The organism is Geobacillus sp. CX412 (assembly GCF_027942335.1).
Classification (GTDB): Bacteria; Bacillota; Bacilli; order Bacillales; family Anoxybacillaceae; genus Parageobacillus_B; species Parageobacillus_B toebii.
In genome coordinates this window covers 1,481,593-1,503,782 of the sequence record NZ_CP103461.1, presented here as the reverse complement: position 1 = coordinate 1,503,782, position 22,190 = coordinate 1,481,593, and the positions used below count along the sequence as shown (strand labels likewise).

Genomic DNA, 22,190 nt, shown 5'->3' with positions numbered 1-22,190 from the left:
ATGATTCCCTTTTATCATTCCGCATTCCCCCGGGTTTTTTCGAGCAGATGGTGGTCTTTGAGCCACTTTTCGACATGAGTATATGTTTTTTTCCACATGAGATGAATGGTATCGCCGTCGCTTTGCAAAAGCTCGATATCCCCTTGCCATACTTTGTGGCTATCCAGCATTGCGCTTGCCGATTCTTCCATTAAGTCGGCTTTTAACGCTTCGATAAATGAATCAATTTGCTGCGGCTCGATGATCGTCAACGTTTTCCCGCCCGTCTCTGGGTGGTAAAAGGCGACTTGGCGAATCGGCGAATATCCTTGATCGCGGAGCAATAAATAATAATTTTTCTTATACTCTTTCGACTCTAAAATCGGTTTATAATAGGAAAAGTACGGTTCGCTAGGCACATGGTACTGGCGGATCATCCGCTTGCCGTTCTTTAGCACATAGCCGATCGCCACTTGTCTCTGGTCTGTAAACCGGGACGGTCTTGGCTGATCTTTGACTAACTGTTGGTGAAACGCGTAGACGGCGCGGATATTTTCTTTTTCCTTTAAAAACTGGTTTTCTTGCTCAAACGGTACATACGAACGTTTTCCATTCTCGACAAAATCATAGACGGAACCACCGAAATAGACTTGGCGGATATCCTCTAGCGCCGGCAGCCGTTTTTCATATCCGGTTATATCCAGATGAACCAAAATGCCAATGACCACCATCGCCGCGGCAAAATAAGCGTACCCTTTCCACTTATGGAAAACGCGCCACGTTTTTTCGATAATCATTTCGGCAACGAAAAAGCCGATGAATGAGAAGGTGACATATCCGAATACAATCCAGGAAAACTGATTTTGCGTAGCGCCGAAATAAAAACCACCGACGAGCATCGTACAAAACGCGACACCATACTTAAAGATCGGACGGAGCGCCGGAAACGCCAGCGCCTGCGTCGCCGCCTCGCTATGCCGTTTTTGGTACAGCCAAATCGCTAAAATAAGGACCACCATAATCAAAAGCAGATAAGCAAGCGATTCGCCCGCTGTCAACGGTTCTGCTTCGAGCTTTAAATAGCGGAAAAATGGAACAATTGCTTCCAGGTTTTGCGATAAATAATAATCGGCCGGGAAGCCAACCAATAAAAACGAGGTATTGGTTAACAACAACATCGTGATGCCTGCTGGAAATAAAAACAAAATATAAGTAAATACCACTTGCAGCGTCGACATGCCTGTCATTATGCCGACAAACACACTAGCGGCAAAAACAAACAGCTCCATGATAGCCGTTTCCCACGTCCAGCGAATGATGTCACCGATAGCAAGCGGCATGGAAAGGCTTAATCCATAGCGACAAACGATGGCAAGCAATGAAATAAGCATGATTGGAATGACAATAAGCATCACGCCAAACACAGCTTGCTGGCAAAACAGCTCCGCTCGCTGCACAGGCAAGCTATGCATAAAATCAGAGGATTGTTTTCCTTGCATGTAACGAAATAATAGTGCAGCTAATAGCACCGGCAGCGTAAAAACGATCATCGTTTGAAACTCTGCGGAAATGCTATATAAGTTTTTCCATTCAATGAAAACACCGCCATCTTCCTGCTGAGAGTAAGCCATCAATAATTGCAGTGGAATGGCGGCGAACCAAAGCAAGAAATGCACGATGCCAATCCAGCCGACGCTGCGAAGATTTTGCACCAAAAGCCCGCGATTAAACGATAATATTTTCGATGGCATAGCCGGCATCCCCCATTTCGTAAATGAAAATTTCTTCGAGCGTAAGCGGCAGGACATCAAAAATTAACGGCTGAAACGGCTTAATATAGGAAACGATTTCCTGCTTTCCGCCGCGCACAATGAGAAGAAGAACGCTGCCGCGCTGTTCTTCGTAAACGATATCAAGCTGCTCGGCAAATTGCTTTGGAATTCCATTCCGAAAAGCGACTTGAATTTTATGGATATCGGTTTTCATCGCATCCAGCTCTTTTTCAAACAGCATTTCTCCCCTCATGCAAAATGCCGATGCAGTCGCAAAGATCTTCCATCTCCCGCAAGTTATGCGAAGAAATAACCACTGTCATTTCGCGCTCAGCGACTTCTTGGACGATAATGTTTTTCACTTTTTGCCTAACGACCGCATCGAGCCCATCAAGCGGCTCATCCATGATGAGCACGTCCGGCATCGTTGAAAAGGCGAGCCAAAACGCGGCTTGACGCTGCATTCCTTTTGAAAACTGGTGAATTTTTTTGCGCGGGTCGAGCAAAAATAATTCTTGTAATCTTGTAAACCGCTCCCGATGAAAAGATGGATAGACGCTTTCGTAAAACGCAGCCATTTGTTCGATTGTTGTCTGTGGGAAAAAATATACATGATCCGGCAAAAACATGATTCGCCGCTTCACTTCTGGATTTTCCCATACTTCTTCTCCATCAATGAGCACCGTGCCATGATCAGGACGGATAATCCCAGCCATCATCTTTAGCAATGTCGTTTTTCCGGCGCCATTGGAGCCGAGCAGGCCGTAAATTCTTCCTTTTTGAACTGCCATGTTCACTCCGCGAACCGCTTGAAAGCGGTCAAACGTTTTTGTTACGTTCGTCAAATGAATCATCGGTTTCTCCCCCTCTCTCCCCTTGTTCAGCTTGTTCGATCCATTGCAGCACTTCCTCTTTGGTCACCCCTAAAAAAAGCGCCTCGGCAGCCAGGCGGATAATATCGTGCCGAATGGCTTCGATTTTTTCTTGACTTGCTGCTTTTGGCTGCGGAGAAACAAAGTTGCCTTTTCCTGGAATTGAATAAATAAACCCTTGGTGCTCTAATTCCCGATACGCTTTTTGAATCGTGTTTGGATTAATCGTCAATTGTTTCGCCAACATCCGTACGGATGGCAGCTGCTCATGCGGCTTCCATATTTCGCGGATGATCATTTCTTTCATTTTTTCGACCAGCTGCTCATAAATCGGCTGGCGGCTGCGGACATCTAACTCAAACATCCCCCTCCTCCTTTCACTTTCTGTACCAACTGTACTATTAATAATAGTACACTTATAACAGACAAATGACAAGTACTTTTCATAAATGTAAAAAACGCAACGCAAGGCATAGTATTCCTTACGTTACTGATACTTTTGCACAAAAAAGCAATAGCAGCTCCCTTTTTCATAAAAAAGCTATTTTTCCAATCCCTTCTTTCCGTATAATAATAGTATGGAATTTTCATAGATAGGAGATATTATATGGGTTCTTACATAAATCAGCATGTATTGAACAATTTGTTTTATATTTTAGTGAGCGTATTTGTTTTTTACTTTATTTATGATCATGGGAGATATTTAAAAAGCGAACATTATACAGAAATGCTCTTCTTGCTGTTTGCATGGGGTTTTCGATCATTTTATGCATGAAATTTCCTATTTACATTGATGAACAGTGTATTCATGATTTCCGGCAAATTCCTTTTCTTGTAGGCACACTGTATGGTGGTGGAATCGTTGGATTTATTTTGCTTTTAACTTTGCTAGCTGCTCGCTCTCTGATTTACGGGTTTGAATATATTACCGCGGTTGTGTACACAACCATGTTTATTATTGCGGCTCTCGTTTCACCAACCTTTAAGGCATTAAAACGTTCAAGCAAACTTTCTATGTCGGTCTGGTTAACCTTGTTTCTGGCGGTTCTCACCACATTTCTCGCCATTATCATCGCCCAATTTCCAGTAACGGACTCTTATATTGTTTATTTCATTTTACTTCCTCCCATTGGAATGCTATTTGTCGTGTATATAATGGAAACATTAAAAGAAGCGATTATCATGCGCTCCAAACTAGTAAAAGTCGAGAAAATGGAAGTGGTGAGTCAACTCGCGGCGAGCATTTCACACGAAATTCGCAATCCATTAACTGTTGTCAAAGGATTTATTCAATTATTAAAAACTCCTTCTCTTTCACAAGACGCAAAAGATCGCTACATTCAAATTGCTTTAGACGAAATTAATCGAGCGGAAGCGATTATTAACGAATATTTAACCTTCGCCAAACCATCCTCGAACAAAGTGGAACGCCTGATGGTAGATGACCAGCTGCGAAAGGTCATTCAGATGTTGGCGCCAATGGCTCATATGAACTCGATTGAAATTGTTGAAGAGCTACAACCCGGCGCGATTATTGGAAACATTCAGTATTTTCAGCAGTGCTTTTTGAATTTGATAAAAAACAGCATCGAAGCCATGCCGAACGGAGGGACATTGACGATTTCATCCTTCTTGCATGGAAATCATGTCATCATTACGATTAAAGACACAGGAGTGGGAATGACAACGGAACAAATGAATCGATTTGGTGAGCCATACTTTAGTACAAAAGAAAAGGGAACCGGTCTTGGAACCATGGTCGCGGTAAAGATGATTCAAACGATGCAGGGAACGTTGCATATTCAAAGCGAGGTTAATAAAGGAACCACGTTGACGATTACGTTTCCTAAAGCTGCGAACTGATTCTGTCAGTAAAAGAGGGAGGTGGAGCTAATCCACATCCCTTTCTTATGTTATAGATGTCGAGTTGGAAGATTGTCTCTCTTTTTTTGGAGACAATAAAAGAACGGTCACCATAATGCAAGCGGCTCCAATAGCTTGAAACAGGCCGAACGGAACATGTAAAAAAACAATCGAGGCGATTACGGCTGACAGCGGCTCTACACTAGACAGCAAGCTCGATTCCGTTGGCGATAAGTAGCGGATGCTTTCGACAAATAATAAAAATGCAAATAAAGTGCCAAATACAATGACAAACAAGATAAGCAGCCACGTCTCCACATCCCAGCGAATCGCCGGCAAAGGAAACGGAGGAAAAACAAAACACATGCCTCCCCCACCGATGACCATTCCCCAGCCGACAACGATGATGGAGTGCCACTTTTTCAGCATCTGTGCCGAAGCTAACGTATAAAATGCCAAGGCAACACCAGAAAGAATTCCCCAAACGACAGATATCAACGGCACTTTTAATTCTCCGGTTGAACCGTTTGTAATTAATAGAAAAGTTCCTAAAAGAGCCAATACAATTGCAAGCATCACCTCTTTCGATGGACGATGTTTTTGAGCAGCCATGGCGTATAACACGATATAGACAGGAGCTAAATATTGCAATAATGTCGCCGTAGCCGCATTGCCGGTGGCGATCGATGCAAAATATGTATATTGCACACCAAGCATGCCGACAAATCCAAACAAGAGCAAGCTTCCGATGCTTTTGATGCCGGTCCAAATCGAAAATATCGCCATCCGTTTGCATACCGCAAACAATAACAACGCGCTTCCCGCAATCATCATTCGCACCACGACAAGCCATTCTGCAGTTATTTGCTTGTCCTGAAATAACACTTGCGCCGCTGTTCCTGATAATCCCCAAAGCGTTGCACCGGTGATGACCATCATTAGACCTTTTATTCGACTAGAGACTTGTGCGAGCATGATTCTCCCCTTCTTTTGACTGATGTTGATGGATAGGAGACATAACGGCAATAAACACCCCTATGATAATCAGCAACCCGCCTAAATAAAACGAGGCGGTTATCTGTTCATGTAAAAACAAAAAGCCAAACACAGTGCCGACAAGCGGCTGAAAAAAGAAAAACAACGAGCCAATCCCGGCATCCATCATTTCCATTCCTTTATTCCAAAGAAAAAACGCCCCTGCGGTTGAAATAATCCCAAGATAAAGAATTCCAAACACCACTATTATATTAGGAAAAGAAACAGGTTGCTCATGCAGTTCCCAAAGCATAACCGGTGTAGTGAATAATAAGGCAAACCAAATGGCATATGTTGTGATCATTAAGGTCGAAAAACGGGCTGATGCCACTTTCACGTACACAGATAAAAGCGCCCATGTCAGCGCCGCCCCAACTAACATCATATTTCCCCAAAATGATTGTCCTCCGCTATTGTCAAAGCCGATGACGATGACAACCCCGATAGTAGCCAGCAAAAGAGCGATAACTTTTCTCAAGGTGACGGATTCGTTTAGGACAAATTTTGCGAATAAGACAATAAACGCCGGAGTCGCCGACGTGATTAATGCTCCTGTATGCGCATCGGATAATTTTGTTCCGATAAATTGCAAAGATATCGAAACAAAATAACCGATAAAACCGATCCACCCAAGCAAAAGCCAATCTTGTTTTTGAATGGATATACTCGTTTTTGTTTTGTATTGATGGACTTTTAATATTCCAAATAAAACAACGAACGCGATTGCATAACGAAGCCAAACTAACGTAAACGGCGGAACGAAATCAAGGACGTATTTGCTGACAACGTACATTCCGCCCCAAATGCTTGCTGCCAAAGATAAACAGAAAGCGCCAAAAAATGTATTTTTCATCGTGAAACAAACCTCCGTCTTTATAGGGATTAAAAACCTCATCCCTAAGACAAGGCGTGGTTATTGGCTGCTCGCCTCGTCTTAGAAACAAGCAGACGGCTGGTCGTTTTCCAATAAATCGAAATACATTCTCACCGTTCCCACCCTTTTCTCTATATCATTCCATTTTGTTTCATTGTATCAAATGATCGTCAAATACACATTACTATTTTTGCATATTATTCCATGTATGTTGCAAAAAAGAATAGGTATTCTGTTTTGGGAAAAAATAGTAACATGATTAGTAATTCATCCAAAAGAAAGGTGTCCGCCGTGAATAATACTCCGTTAAATACCGTTCAACTGGCTTGTGTGTTTATGTTATCTATCGGGCTAATGAATCATGTCATCGTAGTCCCGTTGCTATTACAAGCAGCCGGTCGTGATGCATGGATTTCGTCAATCATAGCGCTTGTTGCATTGCCATTATGGCTTCCGCTGTTGTACTTTGTCATGAAGCAATCCAATCAAATGAATTTATTCTTATGGTTAAAAACAGAATTTAATCGTGCTATTGCATATTTCGTGGCCATTCTTGGAAGCCTATTATTACTTGTTATCGGCTATGTTACACTCAGCGACACGGTTACGTTTACTACTACTGCCTACTTAACGCGGACACCCGATTGGGCCATTTTATTAATCTTAACAGTGATGTGCTTTTATAACGCATATCATGGCATCCCATCCATCGCAAAGACGGCGGTTATTCTTTTACCATTTGTTTTTATTTTTGGGATTTTAGTTGCGATCGCAACTACGCCGCATAAAGATTATTCATTGTTAAAGCCAATCATGGAGAATGGCTTTACTCCTGTTTTCAAAGGAATGATCTATGCCGGTGCCGGATATGTGGAAATTTTTATTATTTTATTCATGCAACATCATCTTCAAACTCGTTTTTCTTTTAAAGCTCTTTTCATCATTAGTGTTCTCGCCGCAAGCTTAAGCATTGGTCCAACGATTGGCGCGATTATTGAATATGGACCGAAAGAAGCAGCGAATTTACGTTACCCGGCCTTTGACGAATGGCGATTGATTAAATTAGGAACGTATATTGAATATCTCGATTTTCTTGCTGTTTATCAGTGGATGTCTGGAGCGTTTATCCGAATTTCCCTGGCTTCCGCGCTTATACCAGAGCTATTTCATGTAACGGATAAAAAAGCACGATTATGGATTCTGGCCGTTATTTATATCACTCTGTTTTTATTATCATTGATTCCGATCAGCGACGACAAATTTTTAGATTTGCTATATCAATTGGTTCTGCCGCTTTCGCTACTATCCATTCTATCTCTCTCTTTGTTCATTGGGATATTGGCACTCATTTCATATTTAAAGAAGAGGAGAGCTTAATCATGCAAATTCCTTCCAGAGCGCCGCAAGTCAGAAATAATCCAAATGATCATAGCGGACAGGAAACACTCATCATTTCCGAGCAAACGTTGCGCGATCATTTTTCTCATTGTAAAGATGTCGCGATTCTTACCTCGACGATTCAACCGGCAAAAACCGCAAGCGGCACGCTTACCTTAGTGTTTGTCTATTGTGAGGAGCTGTGTGACACTCAGCAGATGAAACAGGTCATATTTCCAATGTTTCGCGAAATGTGCCGCGAATATCCTTGCCAGTCGGTGGAGGAAATTGAAACAAACAAACTGATGCCAATGGAATTGCTTGGAAAAGAAGTGCTGATCGATGATCTGAACTATCTTCTCTTTAGCGGTGATTTATTAATCTACTTTCAAGAAGCGGATGTTTTATATTCCCTTACGCTTGCCAATCCACCGAACCGCGACCCGGAAGAGCCGAACACGGAGGTGTCGATCCGCGGTCCGAAAGACGGCTTTATTGAGGAAATTTCGAAAAACGTCGCGCTCATCCGCAAGCGGATCAAATCCCATAAGCTCTGTTATGAACAATTTATCGTCGGAACAAGAAGCCAAACAAAAGTGGGATTAATGTACATTGACGACATCGCCAATCCCGAAATGATTCATGAGGTAAAAAAAAGAATTTTACAGGTAAATATTGATTCTCTTACGAGCACCAATCAGTTGGAAGAGCAGATTGGCGATAAACGGTTCTCGCTGTTTCCGTTATTTGCCTACACAGGACGGCCGGATTTTGCAGTGAATTGTTTATTAAATGGAAGATTTATCATCCTGCTAGACGGTGCTCCCACCGTCATTATTGGTCCAGGAAACTTATTGTTTTTACTAAATACATCGGAAGATAACGTTACATCACCTTTCTTCGTCATTTTTCAGAGATTCCTTCGCACCATGGGAATTTCCGTGTCTATTTATTTACCTGGATTTTGGGTCGCGTTATTATCGTTTCACCCAGAAGAAGTGCCATTCACTCTCTTAGGAACGGTTGTGCTTTCCAGGCAAGGAGTGCCGTTGCCTGTTCCACTAGAAATGTTTATCATGGTGGGGTTGTTCGAGATCTTTAAAGAAGCGGGCATGCGCTTGCCGTTAGCGATTGGGCAAACGTTATCGGTTGTCGGCGGATTGATTATTGGACAATCGGCTGTCAACGCTGGCTTATCCACACCAGGAAGCCTTGTTGTTGCGGCCATTTCCGTTATCGCCACGTTTACATTAGTGAATCAAAACTTGGCGGGAACCGTGACGTTATTGCGTTTTATTGTCTTAGCCGCTTCTTCTGCACTAGGGTTTTTTGGGTTTATCGCTTCTTTATTTATAATTTTAACATACATGGTAAATTTAACAATATTTGGAATACCGTATCTTACTCCGCTCTCTCCTCCAACCAGGGATATTTTCAAAGTCTTAATCCCGAATGGATGGAAAAAATTCAAAAAGAGAGCAGATTTGCTAAAACCGCAGGACGATACACCAAGGGGGGAAGCGAATTGAATTTCAAACCCGCCTTTCCCTTTATCATCTCTATATTCTTGTTAACAGGCTGCTGGGGAGCGCGCAATATTGATCAACTTGTTTATATTGATGCAATAGGTGTTGATTATAAGGATCATCATTTTATCGTTTATGTGCAGCTCATTAGCTTTACCGGATTGGCGAAAGTCGAGACTGGAGGCGCCCAAGAAAAAACCTCCGTTGCCGTTGGAAGATTCACAGGCGAAACGTTTAATATTGCAACCGATAAGTTGTATACTTCTATTCAACGAATGGTATCATGGGGGCATGTGAAAAGTATCGTGTTTACAAAAAGAGCCTTGAAGAAAGTAGTATTAGAAGACGTCTTGGACATTTTAGACCGATATAACGAAATTAGGCCTACACTATGGGTTTATGCGACAGATGAGCCATTAAAAAAAATTTTTGAGGCAACACCACTTTTGCATACAACTCCATTCTATTCTTTGTTATCCAATCCTGAGATGCTTTTTCAACAAAGTTCATTTATTCGGCCGATTCGTTTAAATCGCTTTGTCGCTGATATGAATGAAGATTCAAAAACTGCACGACTCCCTTATCTCAACATTGCTTCGCGTAGTTGGGCGGAAAATGAAAAAGAAAAACCGATGTTAAATGTAAAAGGAATTTGCTTTGTTGACCATTATGAGCTTCAACAATGTATCGATCGTTCCAAGTTGCTGGGAATCAGGTGGTTTGAAAAAGATATAAGCAGAACTCCTATTTATGTAAAAAAAGGAAACAAAGTGGTCGCATCGATCGTCATTCTTAAACCTAAACCCAAAATTTCCTACCAAATCAAAGGAAATACTCCCGTGTTTAACATCAAGGTATCCGGCAAAGGAAGTGTAGTGGAGTTAAGAGAAAAATTAACGGAAAAACAATTAATTCGCTTGGCGCAAAAAACGGTGGAAGAGGAAATAAGAAGCCTCTACAAATTGGGGCTGAAATACGATATGGATATCCTTAACCTCTCTGAAGCGATGTATCGCAAAAAACCAGAAGATTGGAAGAAGTTTTCCAAAAACGGAAAGATTCCATTAACAGACGAAAATTTAAAAAAGATTAAAGTAAAAATTTCCATTGATACGTCTGGAAAAGAGAAATTTAGACAGTGATGCATCTTCGATCATTTTTGGCTAGAACGTAAACATATGTTATTGCAATCACCTTCAAATGGGTTATAATGGAATAAAGAATAAATGGCTCCCTTCGCTTTAAGCGAAGGGGATTTTTTTTGAAAACGATAAGGGGGATGGAGAAATGCAAGTGAATGTCCAACGTGTCACGGGGGTGCAAACAACCGTATATCCCATTTTAATCGCGATTAGTTTAGGCCATTTATTGAATGACTCGATGCAAGCGGTCGTTCCGGCGTTGTTTCCGATTTTAGAGGCATCCATGAATTTATCGTATACTCAAATTGGATGGATCGCCTTTACCTTAAATATGACCTCTTCGGTGATGCAACCGGTTGTTGGCTTTTTTACGGACCGAACCCCCTCTCCTTACTTCCTGCCGCTCGGAATGGCAGCGAGCTTGCTTGGCATGGTTGGGCTTGCGTTTGCACCGCATTTTTTCTTTGTTTTATTATCCGTCTTGTTTGTAGGGTTCGGCTCAGCGATTTTTCATCCCGAAGGGTCGCGCGTTGTATATTTTGCCGCAGGAGCAAAAAGAGGATTTGCCCAATCCATTTATCAAGTGGGTGGGAATACGGGAAATGCCCTTGCTCCATTATTTACAGCACTGATTTTTGTTCCGTTTGGGCAAAAAGGCGCAGCTTGGTTCACCGCGATTGCTGCTTTTGGCATCGTTCTTTTGTTTCGTGTGTCGCGCTGGTATTCGCTCCGTCTTAAAGAATACGAAACGGTTCAGAAACAAACCAAGGCAGAAAAAGGCGATGTCAAAAAGCAACGAAATATCATGTTTGCCTTAACGCTATTAATCTTTTTAGTGTTTGCAAGGTCATGGTACTCGGCCGGTATTTCCAATTATTATCAATTTTATTTGATGAAACACTATCATGTGCCGATTCAAGAAGCACAAGTTTATTTGTTTGTTTTTATGATCGCCGGAGCCATCGGGACATTTGTAGGCGGACCGCTGGCGGATCGATTTGGAAAACGAAATTTAATGTTGTTTTCGACGCTCGGCACGACGCCGTTTGCCCTCATGCTTCCATATCTTCCACTTGCATGGGTACTGCCTGTCATTTTTCTTGCCGGTTTTATTTTATCATTAAGTTTTTCCACATTTGTCGTGTATGCCCAAGAATTGCTTCCCGGAAATGTCGGCATGGCGTCGGGGCTGATCGTTGGCCTTGCGTTTGGGATGGGAGCGCTTGGGGCTGTTGTTCTTGGAAAAATTGCTGATTTGTATAATTTAAATACTCTTATGATATTATGCAGTTTCCTTCCGCTGTTTGGGGTACTTACATGGTGGTTGCCGAAAGAGAAATCGTTCGCTTCCTAATAGGCGAAAAGGCAGTCTTCTTTGATAAAAGAAGACTGCCTTTATAGCTTGATAGCATTCATCTAGCAATGATCTCACAATTCATAGAACGCTGAATTTGCCTGCCCTTACTTCGCCTCTTGTACTTCCTCGAAATAGTCTTTATAAAATCCGCCAATTTTTCCGGTATTATCAATAATAAAATAAAACTCTTCGGTTTCGTTTTTCACTTCATACGTTTTTCCCGGTGTTAACACATGATTAACGATGTATTTTTCCGCGTTTGTATGTACGCATTTCACTTTTTTCAGCGTTGGGCGTTTTAACCAAGTATGATGAATCATATCCGACTCTCTCCTTTTTCTGTCATCATTACTACTCCCATTTTAGCGATCTTTCTATTTGGCTGCAATATCAAAGAAATCATATAGATTGGATAAAAAGAGAAATATTGCATAATATTTCTATCTTTTTCATTAAATTGGCGGAAACGGGAGCGAAGTCGCTCTTTTTTGCACGTGTGAAAGACGATTTGCTTAAAACAGCAATCCACATTGAACAGCACGGGAAAAAGCTGCGTTTTAGTTATATATTTGTCAACAGCGCAATGACCGTTCACGGTTTTTAATTAATGTAAGTGCTGTTGGGCATGCTATGGATGGAAGTTTTTGAATGAAAGAGGAAACGCGATGGAAACACATCAAAACGAACATCGATTTCAGCAAGACATCAAGCAATACAACATGGACAACGTGATCAACGCACCAAAAAACTATGTGTATCGTGTCGGCTACGAAGCATCAAGCGGCAATCCGACCGGGAGTCATGATGAAGCGAAAAAAACGCGCGATTTGCAGCAATAAACGAGAATGCCTATTTGGTATTCTCGTTTATTCGTTTAAGACAGCTTCAAACTCGATGATTCTTCCGCACGGTTCAATGACCGTTTCCCCATTTTTCTTCACTTCACGGAAAATCGGCCGTTCCATGCGGCGAATCGGGCGATATCCTTCAGCTTTTATACGCTCCAGACATTGGTCAATCGTCTCATGTTCTTCGACGACAAATCTTTTTTTCATTACCATCAATCAACCTCCTTTCCTTTTTATGATGACCTATTTTGGCGCAAAAAACAAACCGAACGCGATGGCAGCGTTCGGTTAACGGTCTTTCGCCACATATTTTTGATACAGTCCATATAAAATGGCTGTTCTATACGTTTCTAATTTTTTTCTTTCCACAGGATGACGGCGAATTCCCGCCTCTTTCAACTGCTGGACGAGCCAACCTTTCGAACCGAAATAAGCCATAGACCTCCCCCTCCTTTTTCATCACTTTGTCCTAATATATGCGGCGGAAACAAAAAATCAGAACTAAAAAAATCGGATTGGTTATGACGCCAATCCGATTTTAATCACCATGTTTATGGCCTTTTCCTTTTTCTTTATGTTTCTTTTCATGTTTGTCATGCCAGTGGTGCGGTCGTTTTTCCTTCTCTCTTTTTTCTTTCGGGCCGCGTTCATGTTTTTGTTCCTCTTCTTTCTTTCGTTTTTCTTTCTCTTTCTTTTGTGTATGCCATTGTTGCCATTGTTTCTTTTCTTTCTTTAAAGCCGGATATGCAAATGATTGCGCTGGGGTGCCTTCGAGCGCATTTTCCATGATTTCACGGAAAATAACGGCAACCGTTTGGCTGCTTGCCGTTCGTAAATAATGACGTTCATCGGTATGATCATACCCAAGCCAGACAGCTCCAACAAGCTCGGGAGTATAGCCAACCATCCATTGATCTTTTACCCCATTTACTCCGTTTAACGGAACTTGGGTCGATCCTGTTTTTCCCGCTAACGCCCTCCCAGGAATGCGTGCGAGTTTCCCTGTTCCTTCTTTTACAACCCCTTCGAGCATAAACGTTATTTTTTGGGCCACTTCTTTTGATGTGACACGCACATCATGTTGCTGCCATTTCGCGATTTCGTTGCCGTTTTGGTCGACGATTTTCGTGATAATGTGCGCGTCTGTTCGCACGCCGTCATTCGGAAACACGGAATATGCCTCTGCCATTTGCAATGGAGATACACCGCGCTGCATTCCTCCCAACGCGATTCCCAAATAATGATCGCCTTTTTCGAGTGGAATGCCAAATCGATGTAACGCATCGATTCCTTTCTTGAGTCCAATCTGATCCAAAAGCCATACAGCTGGAACGTTTAGCGAATGAATAACGGCCTCATACATCGTCACCGTACCGCGATAGGAGTGATCATAGTTTTCGGGACGGTAACCATCAAATTCCATCGGCTCATCTTTTAATTCGTCAAATATATGGTAGCCTTGTTCTAACGCTGGCGTATACACGGCAAGCGGCTTCATCGTCGACCCTGGCTGGCGTTTTAGTTGTGTCGCCCGGTTAAATCCACGGAATACATGCTCGCCCCGCCCGCCAATTAACGCCTTGATCCCGCCTGTTTTCGGATCAAGAAGCACCGCGCCGCTTTGGACAAGCTGATCGTCCGTTCCTTTTGGAAATAGAGCGTCATTTTGATACACCGCCTCTAGCGCATCCTGCATATGAGGGTTCAACTCCGTATAAATATGAAGGCCTCCGGAAAGCACTTCATTTTGCGTTAAATGATACCGTTCGATCGCTTCTTGAATGAGATGATCGACGTAATACGGATATTTTCCTTTGTAAGGATCTGCTTTTTCTTTTTGTATGACAACCTTTTCTTTCTTGGCACGCAAAAACGTTTGTGCATCCATATATCCTTGTTCCTTCATCAGCTGAAGCACAACGTTTCTTCTGGCAATCGCTTTTTCATAATGGCTGACTGTCGATAAAGCGGACGGGGCTTTAATCAGCCCTGCTAACAGCGCGGATTCGCTTACCGTTAATTCGGAAACATCTTTTCCAAAATAGGTCTCCGCCGCTTTTTTAATGCCCCATGCTCCTTCGCCAAAGTAAACACGGTTGACGTACATTTCTAAAATTTCTTTTTTCGAATACGTTCGCTCGATTTTTTTCGCCATAAACCATTCTTCCCATTGCAACGCAACGTTTTTTCATTCGTTAAAAACACGTTTTTTGCTAACTGCTGTGTAATGGTGCTTCCGCCCATTCTAAAGCTTTCATATTGTGGACGAGCGCCCGCAAAATACCGAAATAATCAATTCCTTCATGATCATAAAAAACGGCGGTCTTCCGTGGCGATGATCGCTTCTAAAAAGTGTTTTGGAATGCGCTCTATCGATACGGAAACTTTACTCGCCACGCGGCCATTTTGATCATAAATAATGGTTGGAGCAGGCAGCGGATGATCAAGTTTGCTAATATCTCTAGTCGCAATATACGCTTGAACGGCAATGTAGCTGCCAATAAGGAAAAGAGCAACAATGATTCCCGCTCTCTTCCAATATGATTTCCTCTTGTTTTTTCTCGTTTGCCATCGGCTTTGTTCCAACCGAATCCCCCCTTTTCTTTCACTTTTATACGATTCGAAACAGCACGCCATTTTTCGTACATCATGAATAACGATCATAGAAAAAGGGAAAGGGGATGATGATCGATCTAGAGTAAAAAATACAAAATGGAAAAACTTTAATAAAAAAGCTGACGCAAAAAGGACGTATTAAACGACCCTTTTGCGTCAGCATTTTCTTCCGCGTTACGAGGACGGAATATTTTTCTTTTTCCCTTTTAAGAAGAAAGCTAAAATAAGCGCAAGAAACGCGAGTCCTGTTGCGACAAAAAACGCGTCGTTAATGCCTTCTATCGCAGCGCGTTGCTGCACCATACCGTTTAGAATCTGTACAATTGCTTCATCGCTTGGAATGACTTGTTTGAGATGCGTTACAATGTCCATGAAGAACGGATTATTTTCGGTCATTTCATTGCGGTAATTTTCCGCATGAAACTTCGATCGGTTTGACATCACAGTAACGAGGAAAGCTGTTCCCAACGATGCCGCTACTTGACGCAACGTATTCGCCATCGCCGTTCCGTGGCTGTATAAATGGCGGGGCAATGCGTTTAGCCCTTCCGTCATAATCGGCATCCCCAACATCGACATACCGAACATGCGGAAAATATAAAGCGCCAAAATATGGCTATATGGCGTATCCATCGTCAGCTTGCTGAACTCCCATGTTGTCACAACCGTAATGACTAAACCGACAATAGCCAGCATCCGCGCGCCAATGCGGTCAAAAATCCATCCGGAAATCGGCGACATGATGGCCATCACGATCGCGCCAGGCAAGAGCAGTAAACCGGCGTCAAGCGGTGTAAAGCCGCGCAAGTTTTGCAAATAGACCGGAAGCAGCACCATCGCGGCAAACATAGCCATATTGATCACACAGCCGATAATAGTAGATAATGTGAAAACATTATATTTAAACACTCGAAAGTTTAAAATTGGATTTTCTACTATTAGCGAACGCCATGCAAATAAAATAATGAATATAACACCGATGATAATCGACACAATGACGTTTGTTTGCCCCCAGCCATTGCTTCCCGCTTCACTAAATCCGTATAGCACACCGCCGAAACCGATGGTGGAATAAATTGCTCCTCGTAGATCCAATGGCGGATTGCCTGTTCTCGATGTATCTTTCAGCCAAAGAAAAGCTAGCACAATATCAATAATCGCAATGGGCAATACGACGTAGAATAAAAGACGCCATGAATAATGTTCAACAATCCATCCCGATAATGTCGGACCGACAGCAGGCGCAAACATCATTGCGATCCCAACTGTCCCCATTGCTACTCCACGTTTCTCTGGCGGGAAAATATTTAACATAATGACCATCATCAATTGCATAATAATTCCTGCACCTATCGCTTGAATAAGACGACCGATTAGCACGATGGCAAAAGAAGGAGAAACAGAACAAATAAAGGCACCAATCGCAAAAAATAACATTCCCGACAAGAACAACTTCTTCGTCGGAAACTTCGCGATTAAAAATGGGCTAATTGGAATCAAGACACCATTAACGAGCATGTATCCCGTAACAAGCCACTGAATCGTCGATGTTTCTACGTTAAAATCGTTCATCATATGCGGAAGTGCGACGTTAATGAGCGTCTGATTCAAAATCGCCACAAACGCTCCAAGCATAATCGTAGCCACTACTTTAGCCCGACTATCGCCAATATTCGCCAATTCCGCTTGGCGCGGCGGCGCCGCTGTCGAAGCGGTCTCCATATTACGATTTACCATGATGCCGTTCGAAAGCTCCGCTTTTTCCGCGTCACGCGGGACGGGTGCGCTTTTTCGTCTTCTCACCGCAACATTGATAACGGCGAGAACGATAACGGAAAATATAATATAACCAGTTAAAAACGTTGACATATCCAATCACCTACTTGTGAATGCGAACAGTGACGTTCATTCCTGGTACTAGCCCCGCCCCGTTATCATCGTCAATCGAAATCGTAACCGGAATTACTTGCGTCACCTTCGTATAGTTCCCTGTATTATTGGAACTTGGAAGCAAGCTAAATGTGTTGGCAGTCGCATATCCAAGTTTCTCTACTTTCCCCGTAAATTTGCGATCTGGATAGGCGTCCACATAAATATCAACATCTTGGCCTACTTTGACATCTTCAATATCTGTTTCTTCTATATTTGCCGTCACCCATAAATCGTCTAAATCATAGCCGCGCGCCAACGTCATTCCCGCTGGGACAAACGAATTTTCGACGGCATTTTGTTGGACGATCGTCATATGATGTGGAACGGTGATCGGAATGTTATGTTTCCCGTCTGATACTTCACCGATTTGATCGCCGCTATTAAACGTTTTTCCTACATTTCCGGACCAACTAGTCAATTTTCCAGAAAGCGGCGAAGCAATAGAAATGGCTTGACCGTCAATACGCGCATTGTCCGTTTTAATATAATTTGTTACTTCATTTAGATAATAGTAAGCAGCAAAGCCGCCTCCTACAAGTAAAATAAGAACAATAATATTTAATGTGATTAATCTTTTTACGTTCACTCCCTCATTCCTCCCCTAATAAAATATCTTTCATTTTTTGTTGGATCGAAAGAAATTGTAAAATTTCTTCCGTATCAATCGTTTGCTCTATTTTTCGCAGTCGTTGCAAAAGGACGGATTCGTGATTAAACGCTTCTTTAATCTTTTGCCTGCCTTTATCGGTTAAACTCAATATAACAGCACGGCGATCTTCTTTCGATGTTTCACGCGCTACTAACCCAGCGCTGACAAGTCGTTCTACCGTACCGCTGACATTGCTATTACTTAAATTTAATTTTTCTGCTAAATCGTTTAAACGAATATTTTCTTTTTTTAACAACGTATAAAGAATCATTAATTGTACTTCCGTAATTCCCACCCGGGCAGCATCTTCTCGGACGAGCCGATACAATGCTTTTTGCATTCGGAAAACCGAATACATAATTTCTCGACTGAGTTTTTCCATGAACCCCCCTCCTTATATGTATCTAATAGAAATAATTTCAATACGAATTATTTCTATACGAAATATGATTATAACATGTTTATGTTAAAAATCAATTCTATTGTTTTCATTTTAAAAACATGCATGAGAAAAGCCGATCTCTATGCAAGAGATCGGCTTTTTCATTTTCACATGCATATTGCCGCGTTTGCCGTTGGTTGAATGCAGTTTCTCAACCACACTCCACCAGGTGGGTGTTCGCAGAAACGTTCCTGTCGTCCTCGATCCTACCAAAGTAGGGAGGCATGACATTCCCGTTTCGATATAGAACTCCCTTTCTATTGCCATCGGTTGAAACTTCATTCTTCAACGTGCAACGCAGCAGATGATTTTTGGTGATTATTATAATACAAAATCTTTTTTTGTTTTGCAAGGGGATGATTTATTTATTTTTTCGTCAACTAGCTTTAAAACTTTAAACCGGATATACACCGTGTTTTCGTTCCGAAAACGTCATATACTTGGACATATACGCATCAAAACGGCGAATTAGCTCATCTCGCAAGTTATTCGGAGCGATGATGCCGTCTACGACCATTTCGGATGCGAGACGGTAAATATCGATATCGCGGCGGTACTCTTCTCTTTTTTGCTCAACAAATGCCGCCCGCTCTTCCTCTGGCAGTTCCGCAATTTTATTTGCATACACGGCGTTTACCGCTGCTTCCGGACCCATCACAGCGATTTGCGCGTTTGGAAACGCTAAGCAACAATCTGGCTCAAACGCCGGCCCTGCCATCGCATAAAGTCCGGCACCGTACGCTTTCCGCACGATAATGGAAATTTTCGGGACAGTCGCTTCCGACATTGCTGAAATCATTTTCGCGCCATGACGAATAATTCCGGCGCGCTCGACTTTTGTCCCGATCATAAACCCAGGAATGTCCGCTAAAAAGAGAAGCGGAATGTTAAACGCATCGCAAAGAGTGATGAATTTTGCCGCTTTGTCAGCGGAATCATGGAACAGGACACCGCCTTTTACGCGCGGCTGATTGGCGATAATCCCGATCGGTTGTCCGTTTAAGCGCGCCAATCCTGTAATTAATTCCGGCGCGAACAGCTTCTTAATTTCACAGAACGATCCTTCGTCGATCACGCGCTCAATGAGATCGTACATATTAAACGGAGCGTTTTGGTTCTCCGGAATAATCTCTTCAATCGTCTTTTCAAATGCTTTCGGCGGCTTCGCTTCCGCTACTGGCGGTTTTTCGCTGTAGTTTGCTGGAAAATACGATAAATAACGGCGGGCGAAGGCGATTGCCTCTTCTTCCGTTTTTACGAGTACATCCCCGCATCCAGAAACGGTGCAATGCATGCGGGCGCCGCCCATTTCTTCGAGCGTTACTTTTTCCCCAATCACCATTTCCGCCATGCGCGGCGAACCTAAATACATCGAGGCGTTTCCTTCCACCATAATGACAATATCACAAAACGCCGGAATATAAGCCCCGCCAGCTGCAGATGGCCCAAACAAGAGGCAGACTTGCGGCACTTTTCCTGATAATTTCACTTGGTTATAGAAAATTCTTCCTGCGCCGCGCCGGCCCGGGAACATTTCGATTTGGTCAGTAATGCGCGCGCCAGCAGAATCCACTAAATATAGAATAGGGCAGCGAAGCTTTTCCGCGGTTTCTTGAATGCGAATAATTTTTTCAACGGTGCGCGCTCCCCATGAACCTGCCTTCACCGTAGAGTCATTCGCCATTACGCATACCGTTTGACCGTTAATTTTTCCGACTCCTGTAACAACGCCATCGGCAGGGAGTCCATCAGCTAGGCAGTTCGCAAAGAGAGCGTCTTCAAATTCCAGTCCGTTGTCCAACAATAATTTTAAGCGGTCACGGACAAACAATTTTCCTTGTGCGGCGTTTTTCTCGTGATATTTTGGAGCTCCTCCTTGTTCGATTTTTTTGATTCGCTCCGTCAATTGCTCTGTAAGTGTTTTGTTTTGCTTGTTCATCACATCGTTTGTTTGCATGTGCCTTCCCCCTATTCCCCTTTGTAGACCGGTTTTCGTTTTTCTTTAAACGCCTGCAGTCCTTCGAGACGGTCTTTTGTTGGAATCGTGATGTCATATGCCATTTGTTCAATGCGCAATCCTGTCGCTAAATCAACATCTAAACCGCGGTTGATCGCAATTTTCGCTTGCATGACGGCGATTGGCGCATTCACTACGATTTGTTCGGCGATTTCCATCGCCTTTTCCATCAGTTGCTCGCGCGGTACAACGTATTCAACAAGACCGATTTGTTCCGCTTCTTTCGCGGTAATGCGTTTTGCTGTAAAAATTAATTCTTTCGCCTTCCCTTTTCCGATTAGGCGCGGAAGCCGCTGCGTCCCTCCCGCTCCCGGAATGATTCCAAGCGATGTTTCCGTAAGACCAAGCTGCGCCGTGTCTGCGGCAACGCGAATATCGCACGCAAGCGCAAGCTCAAGCCCTCCGCCAAATGCGGAACCATTTAGCGCGCAAATCACCGGCTGCGGGAGCTGTTCTATTTGATTAATGGTTTCACGAATCAGCGCCACCGTTTTGCGTACTTCCGTTTCGTTCATGCCAGAGCGCTCTTTTAAATCAGCTCCAGCGCAAAATACTTTTTCACCTGCTCCGGTAAAAATGACAACGCGAACGTCCCGCCGGTAAGCGAGGTCGTAAAGAAGATGCGATAATTCATATAACAATGCCGTCGATAGCGCATTTGCCGATTCAGGACGGTTTAACGTAATGATCGCAATCCCGTTTTCCAGTGCCGTGTATTGAACAAGTTCTGACATATATGATTGCCCCCTTTTTACGTAGAAATCGTTTGCAAGTAACGGCTTGAAAGCGGGTGGCCGATTTTCTCTTGAATGAACAGCGCTGCTTCCGTAAGACGCCCGACGTCAATTCCCGTGGCAATGTCCATGCCATGAAGCATATATACTAAATCGTCGGTCGCCACATTTCCTGATGCGCCCGGTGCATACGGACATCCTCCTAACCCGCCGAGAGAGCTGTCAAAAGTGGTAATCCCCATCTCGAGCGAAATAAGGATATTCGCTAGCGCCGTGCCGCGCGTATCATGAAAATGCATCGCAAGCTTTTCCTTTGGGAACCGCTTTAAGACGATTTCAAGCAGCTCTTGTACTTGCTTTGGCGTAGCGACACCAATGGTATCGCCCAAAGAAAGTTCGTCAATTCCCATGTCAAACAAACGTTCAGAAACGCGAATGACTTGTTCGACCGATACGTTTCCTTCATACGGGCAGCCAAATACGGTCGATACGTAGCCGCGTACGGTTTTCCCTTCTTGTTTCGCTGCTCGAACCACTTCTTCTAGCACCGGAAACGTTTCTTCAATCGATTTATTAATATTTTTGCGGTTATGCGTTTCGCTCGCCGACATAAAAACCGCTACCTCATCCACTTGTGCCGCCAGCGCTTTTTCCAATCCTTTTTGATTTGGAACGAGCGCGGCGTACGTCACGCCTGGTGCCCGTTCAATTCTCGTCGCTACTTCCAATGCATCCGAAAGTTGCGGAATCCATTTCGGATGGACAAATGAAGTAATTTCGATATAGGTGAGTCCGGTTTTGGACAATTGATTAATCCAGGCGATTTTATCTTCTGTCGAGATTGCCGTTTTTTCATTTTGCAGGCCATCGCGCGGACCGACTTCCTTAATCGTAACTTGCTTTGGCCATTTGTTCATTGCATTTCACCTCTTACTCTAGTTCGAGAAGCACATCGCCCTCGTTGACGAAGTCCCCTTCTTGCACATGAATTTGTTTAACGACCCCAGAAGATTCAGCGGCGACCGGAATTTCCATTTTCATCGACTCTAAAATGATGACATCTTGCCCTTCTTCTACTTTGTCTCCTACCGATACGACAATTTTCCATACACTTCCTGCCATTGATGCGACTACTTGACTCACTATTTTCTTCCC

The 22,190-nt window shown here is 43.1% G+C and carries 22 protein-coding genes, 1 other RNA gene and 3 pseudogenes; 7 read left to right on the top strand and 19 right to left on the bottom strand.

Features of this window, described 5'->3' with window-relative positions:
- Window positions 1-14: 14 nt before the first annotated feature.
- The 3 genes and pseudogenes from NXM86_RS08020 to NXM86_RS08010 form a co-directional block, all read right to left on the bottom strand.
- Window positions 15-1,730 (bottom strand): ABC-2 transporter permease family protein, encoded by a 1,716-nt coding sequence (locus NXM86_RS08020; protein ID WP_498958876.1) that lies wholly within the window; start codon window positions 1,728-1,730, stop codon window positions 15-17.
- Window positions 1,705-2,605 (bottom strand): annotated as a pseudogene (locus NXM86_RS08015) (ABC transporter ATP-binding protein). Before NXM86_RS08015 ends, NXM86_RS08020 begins: the two are co-directional and overlap by 26 nt.
- A complete protein-coding gene (locus NXM86_RS08010; protein WP_089097712.1) occupies window positions 2,571-2,987 on the bottom strand; it encodes a GntR family transcriptional regulator in 417 nt (138 codons plus the stop codon). Before NXM86_RS08010 ends, NXM86_RS08015 begins: the two are co-directional and overlap by 35 nt.
- Before the next feature lie 243 nt (window positions 2,988-3,230).
- Between NXM86_RS08010 and NXM86_RS08005 the strand changes: the two are divergent.
- Window positions 3,231-4,486, top strand: a pseudogene (locus tag NXM86_RS08005) (sensor histidine kinase).
- A gap of 45 nt (window positions 4,487-4,531) precedes the next feature.
- Here the strand turns inward: NXM86_RS08005 and NXM86_RS08000 are convergent.
- Both NXM86_RS08000 and NXM86_RS07995 read right to left on the bottom strand, forming a co-directional pair.
- Window positions 4,532-5,461 (bottom strand): DMT family transporter, encoded by a 930-nt coding sequence (locus NXM86_RS08000; RefSeq protein WP_285753081.1) that lies wholly within the window; start codon window positions 5,459-5,461, stop codon window positions 4,532-4,534.
- Entirely contained in the window at window positions 5,442-6,374 is a 933-nt protein-coding gene (locus NXM86_RS07995) for a DMT family transporter (RefSeq protein WP_498958875.1), read from the bottom strand. The genes NXM86_RS08000 and NXM86_RS07995 overlap by 20 nt, the downstream gene beginning before the upstream one ends.
- 312 nt (window positions 6,375-6,686) lie before the next feature.
- On the opposite strand from NXM86_RS07995, the gene NXM86_RS07990 reads away from it, so the two are divergent.
- The 4 genes from NXM86_RS07990 to NXM86_RS07975 all read left to right on the top strand — a co-directional run bounded on the left by NXM86_RS07990 (window position 6,687) and on the right by NXM86_RS07975 (window position 11,794).
- Window positions 6,687-7,772 (top strand): GerAB/ArcD/ProY family transporter, encoded by a 1,086-nt coding sequence (locus NXM86_RS07990; RefSeq protein WP_498958874.1) that lies wholly within the window; start codon window positions 6,687-6,689, stop codon window positions 7,770-7,772.
- Between the two features lie 2 nt (window positions 7,773-7,774).
- Entirely contained in the window at window positions 7,775-9,301 is a 1,527-nt protein-coding gene (locus NXM86_RS07985; RefSeq protein WP_498958873.1) for a spore germination protein, read from the top strand.
- Entirely contained in the window at window positions 9,298-10,440 is a 1,143-nt protein-coding gene (locus NXM86_RS07980; RefSeq protein ID WP_498959010.1) for a Ger(x)C family spore germination protein, read from the top strand. Before NXM86_RS07985 ends, NXM86_RS07980 begins: the two co-directional genes overlap by 4 nt.
- A gap of 145 nt (window positions 10,441-10,585) precedes the next feature.
- Window positions 10,586-11,794 (top strand): MFS transporter, encoded by a 1,209-nt coding sequence (locus NXM86_RS07975; RefSeq protein WP_328267738.1) that lies wholly within the window; start codon window positions 10,586-10,588, stop codon window positions 11,792-11,794.
- Between the two features lie 107 nt (window positions 11,795-11,901).
- On the opposite strand, the gene NXM86_RS07970 is transcribed toward NXM86_RS07975, so the two are convergent.
- Entirely contained in the window at window positions 11,902-12,117 is a 216-nt protein-coding gene (locus tag NXM86_RS07970; protein WP_498958871.1) for a DUF6501 family protein, read from the bottom strand.
- A gap of 107 nt (window positions 12,118-12,224) precedes the next feature.
- On the opposite strand from NXM86_RS07970, the gene NXM86_RS07965 reads away from it, so the two are divergent.
- Together NXM86_RS07965 and NXM86_RS07960 are read left to right on the top strand one after the other, a co-directional pair.
- Window positions 12,225-12,401: a hypothetical protein gene (locus tag NXM86_RS07965; RefSeq protein ID WP_498958870.1), complete on the top strand. Its 177-nt coding sequence runs from the start codon at window positions 12,225-12,227 to the stop codon at window positions 12,399-12,401.
- Window positions 12,402-12,462: 61 nt separating this feature from the next.
- Window positions 12,463-12,636, top strand: a complete 174-nt coding sequence (locus NXM86_RS07960) for a hypothetical protein (protein ID WP_498958868.1) — start codon at window positions 12,463-12,465, stop codon at window positions 12,634-12,636.
- Window positions 12,637-12,663: 27 nt separating this feature from the next.
- Here the strand turns inward: NXM86_RS07960 and NXM86_RS07955 are convergent, their stop codons facing one another.
- The 13 genes and pseudogenes from NXM86_RS07955 to NXM86_RS07895 form a co-directional block, all read right to left on the bottom strand.
- A complete protein-coding gene (locus NXM86_RS07955) occupies window positions 12,664-12,858 on the bottom strand; it encodes an NETI motif-containing protein (RefSeq protein WP_062677698.1) in 195 nt (64 codons plus the stop codon).
- 75 nt (window positions 12,859-12,933) lie between these two features.
- Window positions 12,934-13,083 (bottom strand): YflJ family protein, encoded by a 150-nt coding sequence (locus tag NXM86_RS07950; RefSeq protein WP_082798119.1) that lies wholly within the window; start codon window positions 13,081-13,083, stop codon window positions 12,934-12,936.
- Between the two features lie 100 nt (window positions 13,084-13,183).
- Entirely contained in the window at window positions 13,184-14,341 is a 1,158-nt protein-coding gene (locus tag NXM86_RS07945; protein ID WP_498959009.1) for a transglycosylase domain-containing protein, read from the bottom strand.
- Between the two features lie 267 nt (window positions 14,342-14,608).
- A pseudogene (locus tag NXM86_RS07940) lies at window positions 14,609-14,889 on the bottom strand (transglycosylase domain-containing protein); the annotation flags it as partial.
- 63 nt (window positions 14,890-14,952) lie between these two features.
- Complete coding sequence (locus NXM86_RS07935) at window positions 14,953-15,231, bottom strand: hypothetical protein (protein ID WP_498958866.1); 279 nt, start codon at window positions 15,229-15,231, stop codon at window positions 14,953-14,955.
- Between the two features lie 204 nt (window positions 15,232-15,435).
- Entirely contained in the window at window positions 15,436-17,130 is a 1,695-nt protein-coding gene (locus tag NXM86_RS07930; RefSeq protein ID WP_015864013.1) for a DHA2 family efflux MFS transporter permease subunit, read from the bottom strand.
- A 10-nt stretch (window positions 17,131-17,140) separates the two neighbouring features.
- Window positions 17,141-17,779, bottom strand: a complete 639-nt coding sequence (locus tag NXM86_RS07925; RefSeq protein WP_015864014.1) for an efflux RND transporter periplasmic adaptor subunit — start codon at window positions 17,777-17,779, stop codon at window positions 17,141-17,143.
- 4 nt (window positions 17,780-17,783) lie between these two features.
- Window positions 17,784-18,224: a MarR family winged helix-turn-helix transcriptional regulator gene (locus NXM86_RS07920; RefSeq protein WP_015864015.1), complete on the bottom strand. Its 441-nt coding sequence runs from the start codon at window positions 18,222-18,224 to the stop codon at window positions 17,784-17,786.
- A gap of 175 nt (window positions 18,225-18,399) precedes the next feature.
- A non-coding RNA gene (gene ssrS / locus NXM86_RS07915) (6S RNA) lies at window positions 18,400-18,591 on the bottom strand.
- Window positions 18,592-18,678: 87 nt separating this feature from the next.
- Complete coding sequence (locus tag NXM86_RS07910; protein ID WP_062677702.1) at window positions 18,679-20,241, bottom strand: acyl-CoA carboxylase subunit beta; 1,563 nt, start codon at window positions 20,239-20,241, stop codon at window positions 18,679-18,681.
- Between the two features lie 11 nt (window positions 20,242-20,252).
- Entirely contained in the window at window positions 20,253-21,035 is a 783-nt protein-coding gene (locus tag NXM86_RS07905) for an enoyl-CoA hydratase (protein ID WP_498958865.1), read from the bottom strand.
- Between the two features lie 17 nt (window positions 21,036-21,052).
- Complete coding sequence (locus tag NXM86_RS07900; protein WP_498958864.1) at window positions 21,053-21,952, bottom strand: hydroxymethylglutaryl-CoA lyase; 900 nt, start codon at window positions 21,950-21,952, stop codon at window positions 21,053-21,055.
- A 13-nt stretch (window positions 21,953-21,965) separates the two neighbouring features.
- Window positions 21,966-22,178 carry an acetyl-CoA carboxylase biotin carboxyl carrier protein subunit gene (locus NXM86_RS07895; protein ID WP_015864019.1) on the bottom strand — a complete coding sequence of 71 codons (213 nt, stop codon included), beginning with the start codon at window positions 22,176-22,178 and terminating at the stop codon, window positions 21,966-21,968.
- Window positions 22,179-22,190 lie beyond the last annotated feature (12 nt).

Excerpts from the sequence above, each read along its gene's own strand:
- NXM86_RS08000 (WP_285753081.1), bottom strand. The coding sequence starts at position 5,461 with ATGCTCGCACAAGTCTCTAGTCGAATAAAAGGTCTAATGATGGTCATC.
- NXM86_RS07900 (WP_498958864.1), bottom strand. The coding sequence starts at position 21,952 with ATGAACAAATGGCCAAAGCAAGTTACGATTAAGGAAGTCGGTCCGCGC.
- NXM86_RS07995 (WP_498958875.1), bottom strand. The coding sequence starts at position 6,374 with ATGAAAAATACATTTTTTGGCGCTTTCTGTTTATCTTTGGCAGCAAGC.
- NXM86_RS07930 (WP_015864013.1), bottom strand. The coding sequence starts at position 17,130 with ATGTCAACGTTTTTAACTGGTTATATTATATTTTCCGTTATCGTTCTC.
- NXM86_RS07975 (WP_328267738.1), top strand. The coding sequence starts at position 10,586 with ATGCAAGTGAATGTCCAACGTGTCACGGGGGTGCAAACAACCGTATAT.
- NXM86_RS07960 (WP_498958868.1), top strand. The coding sequence starts at position 12,463 with ATGGAAACACATCAAAACGAACATCGATTTCAGCAAGACATCAAGCAA.
- NXM86_RS07945 (WP_498959009.1), bottom strand. The coding sequence starts at position 14,341 with ATGCAGGATGCGCTAGAGGCGGTGTATCAAAATGACGCTCTATTTCCA.
- NXM86_RS08010 (WP_089097712.1), bottom strand. The coding sequence starts at position 2,987 with ATGTTTGAGTTAGATGTCCGCAGCCGCCAGCCGATTTATGAGCAGCTG.
- NXM86_RS07985 (WP_498958873.1), top strand. The coding sequence starts at position 7,775 with ATGCAAATTCCTTCCAGAGCGCCGCAAGTCAGAAATAATCCAAATGAT.
- NXM86_RS07955 (WP_062677698.1), bottom strand. The coding sequence starts at position 12,858 with ATGGTAATGAAAAAAAGATTTGTCGTCGAAGAACATGAGACGATTGAC.
- NXM86_RS07950 (WP_082798119.1), bottom strand. The coding sequence starts at position 13,083 with ATGGCTTATTTCGGTTCGAAAGGTTGGCTCGTCCAGCAGTTGAAAGAG.
- NXM86_RS08020 (WP_498958876.1), bottom strand. The coding sequence starts at position 1,730 with ATGCCATCGAAAATATTATCGTTTAATCGCGGGCTTTTGGTGCAAAAT.
- NXM86_RS07920 (WP_015864015.1), bottom strand. The coding sequence starts at position 18,224 with ATGGAAAAACTCAGTCGAGAAATTATGTATTCGGTTTTCCGAATGCAA.
- NXM86_RS07910 (WP_062677702.1), bottom strand. The coding sequence starts at position 20,241 with ATGCAAACAAACGATGTGATGAACAAGCAAAACAAAACACTTACAGAG.
- NXM86_RS07905 (WP_498958865.1), bottom strand. The coding sequence starts at position 21,035 with ATGTCAGAACTTGTTCAATACACGGCACTGGAAAACGGGATTGCGATC.
- NXM86_RS07970 (WP_498958871.1), bottom strand. The coding sequence starts at position 12,117 with ATGATTCATCATACTTGGTTAAAACGCCCAACGCTGAAAAAAGTGAAA.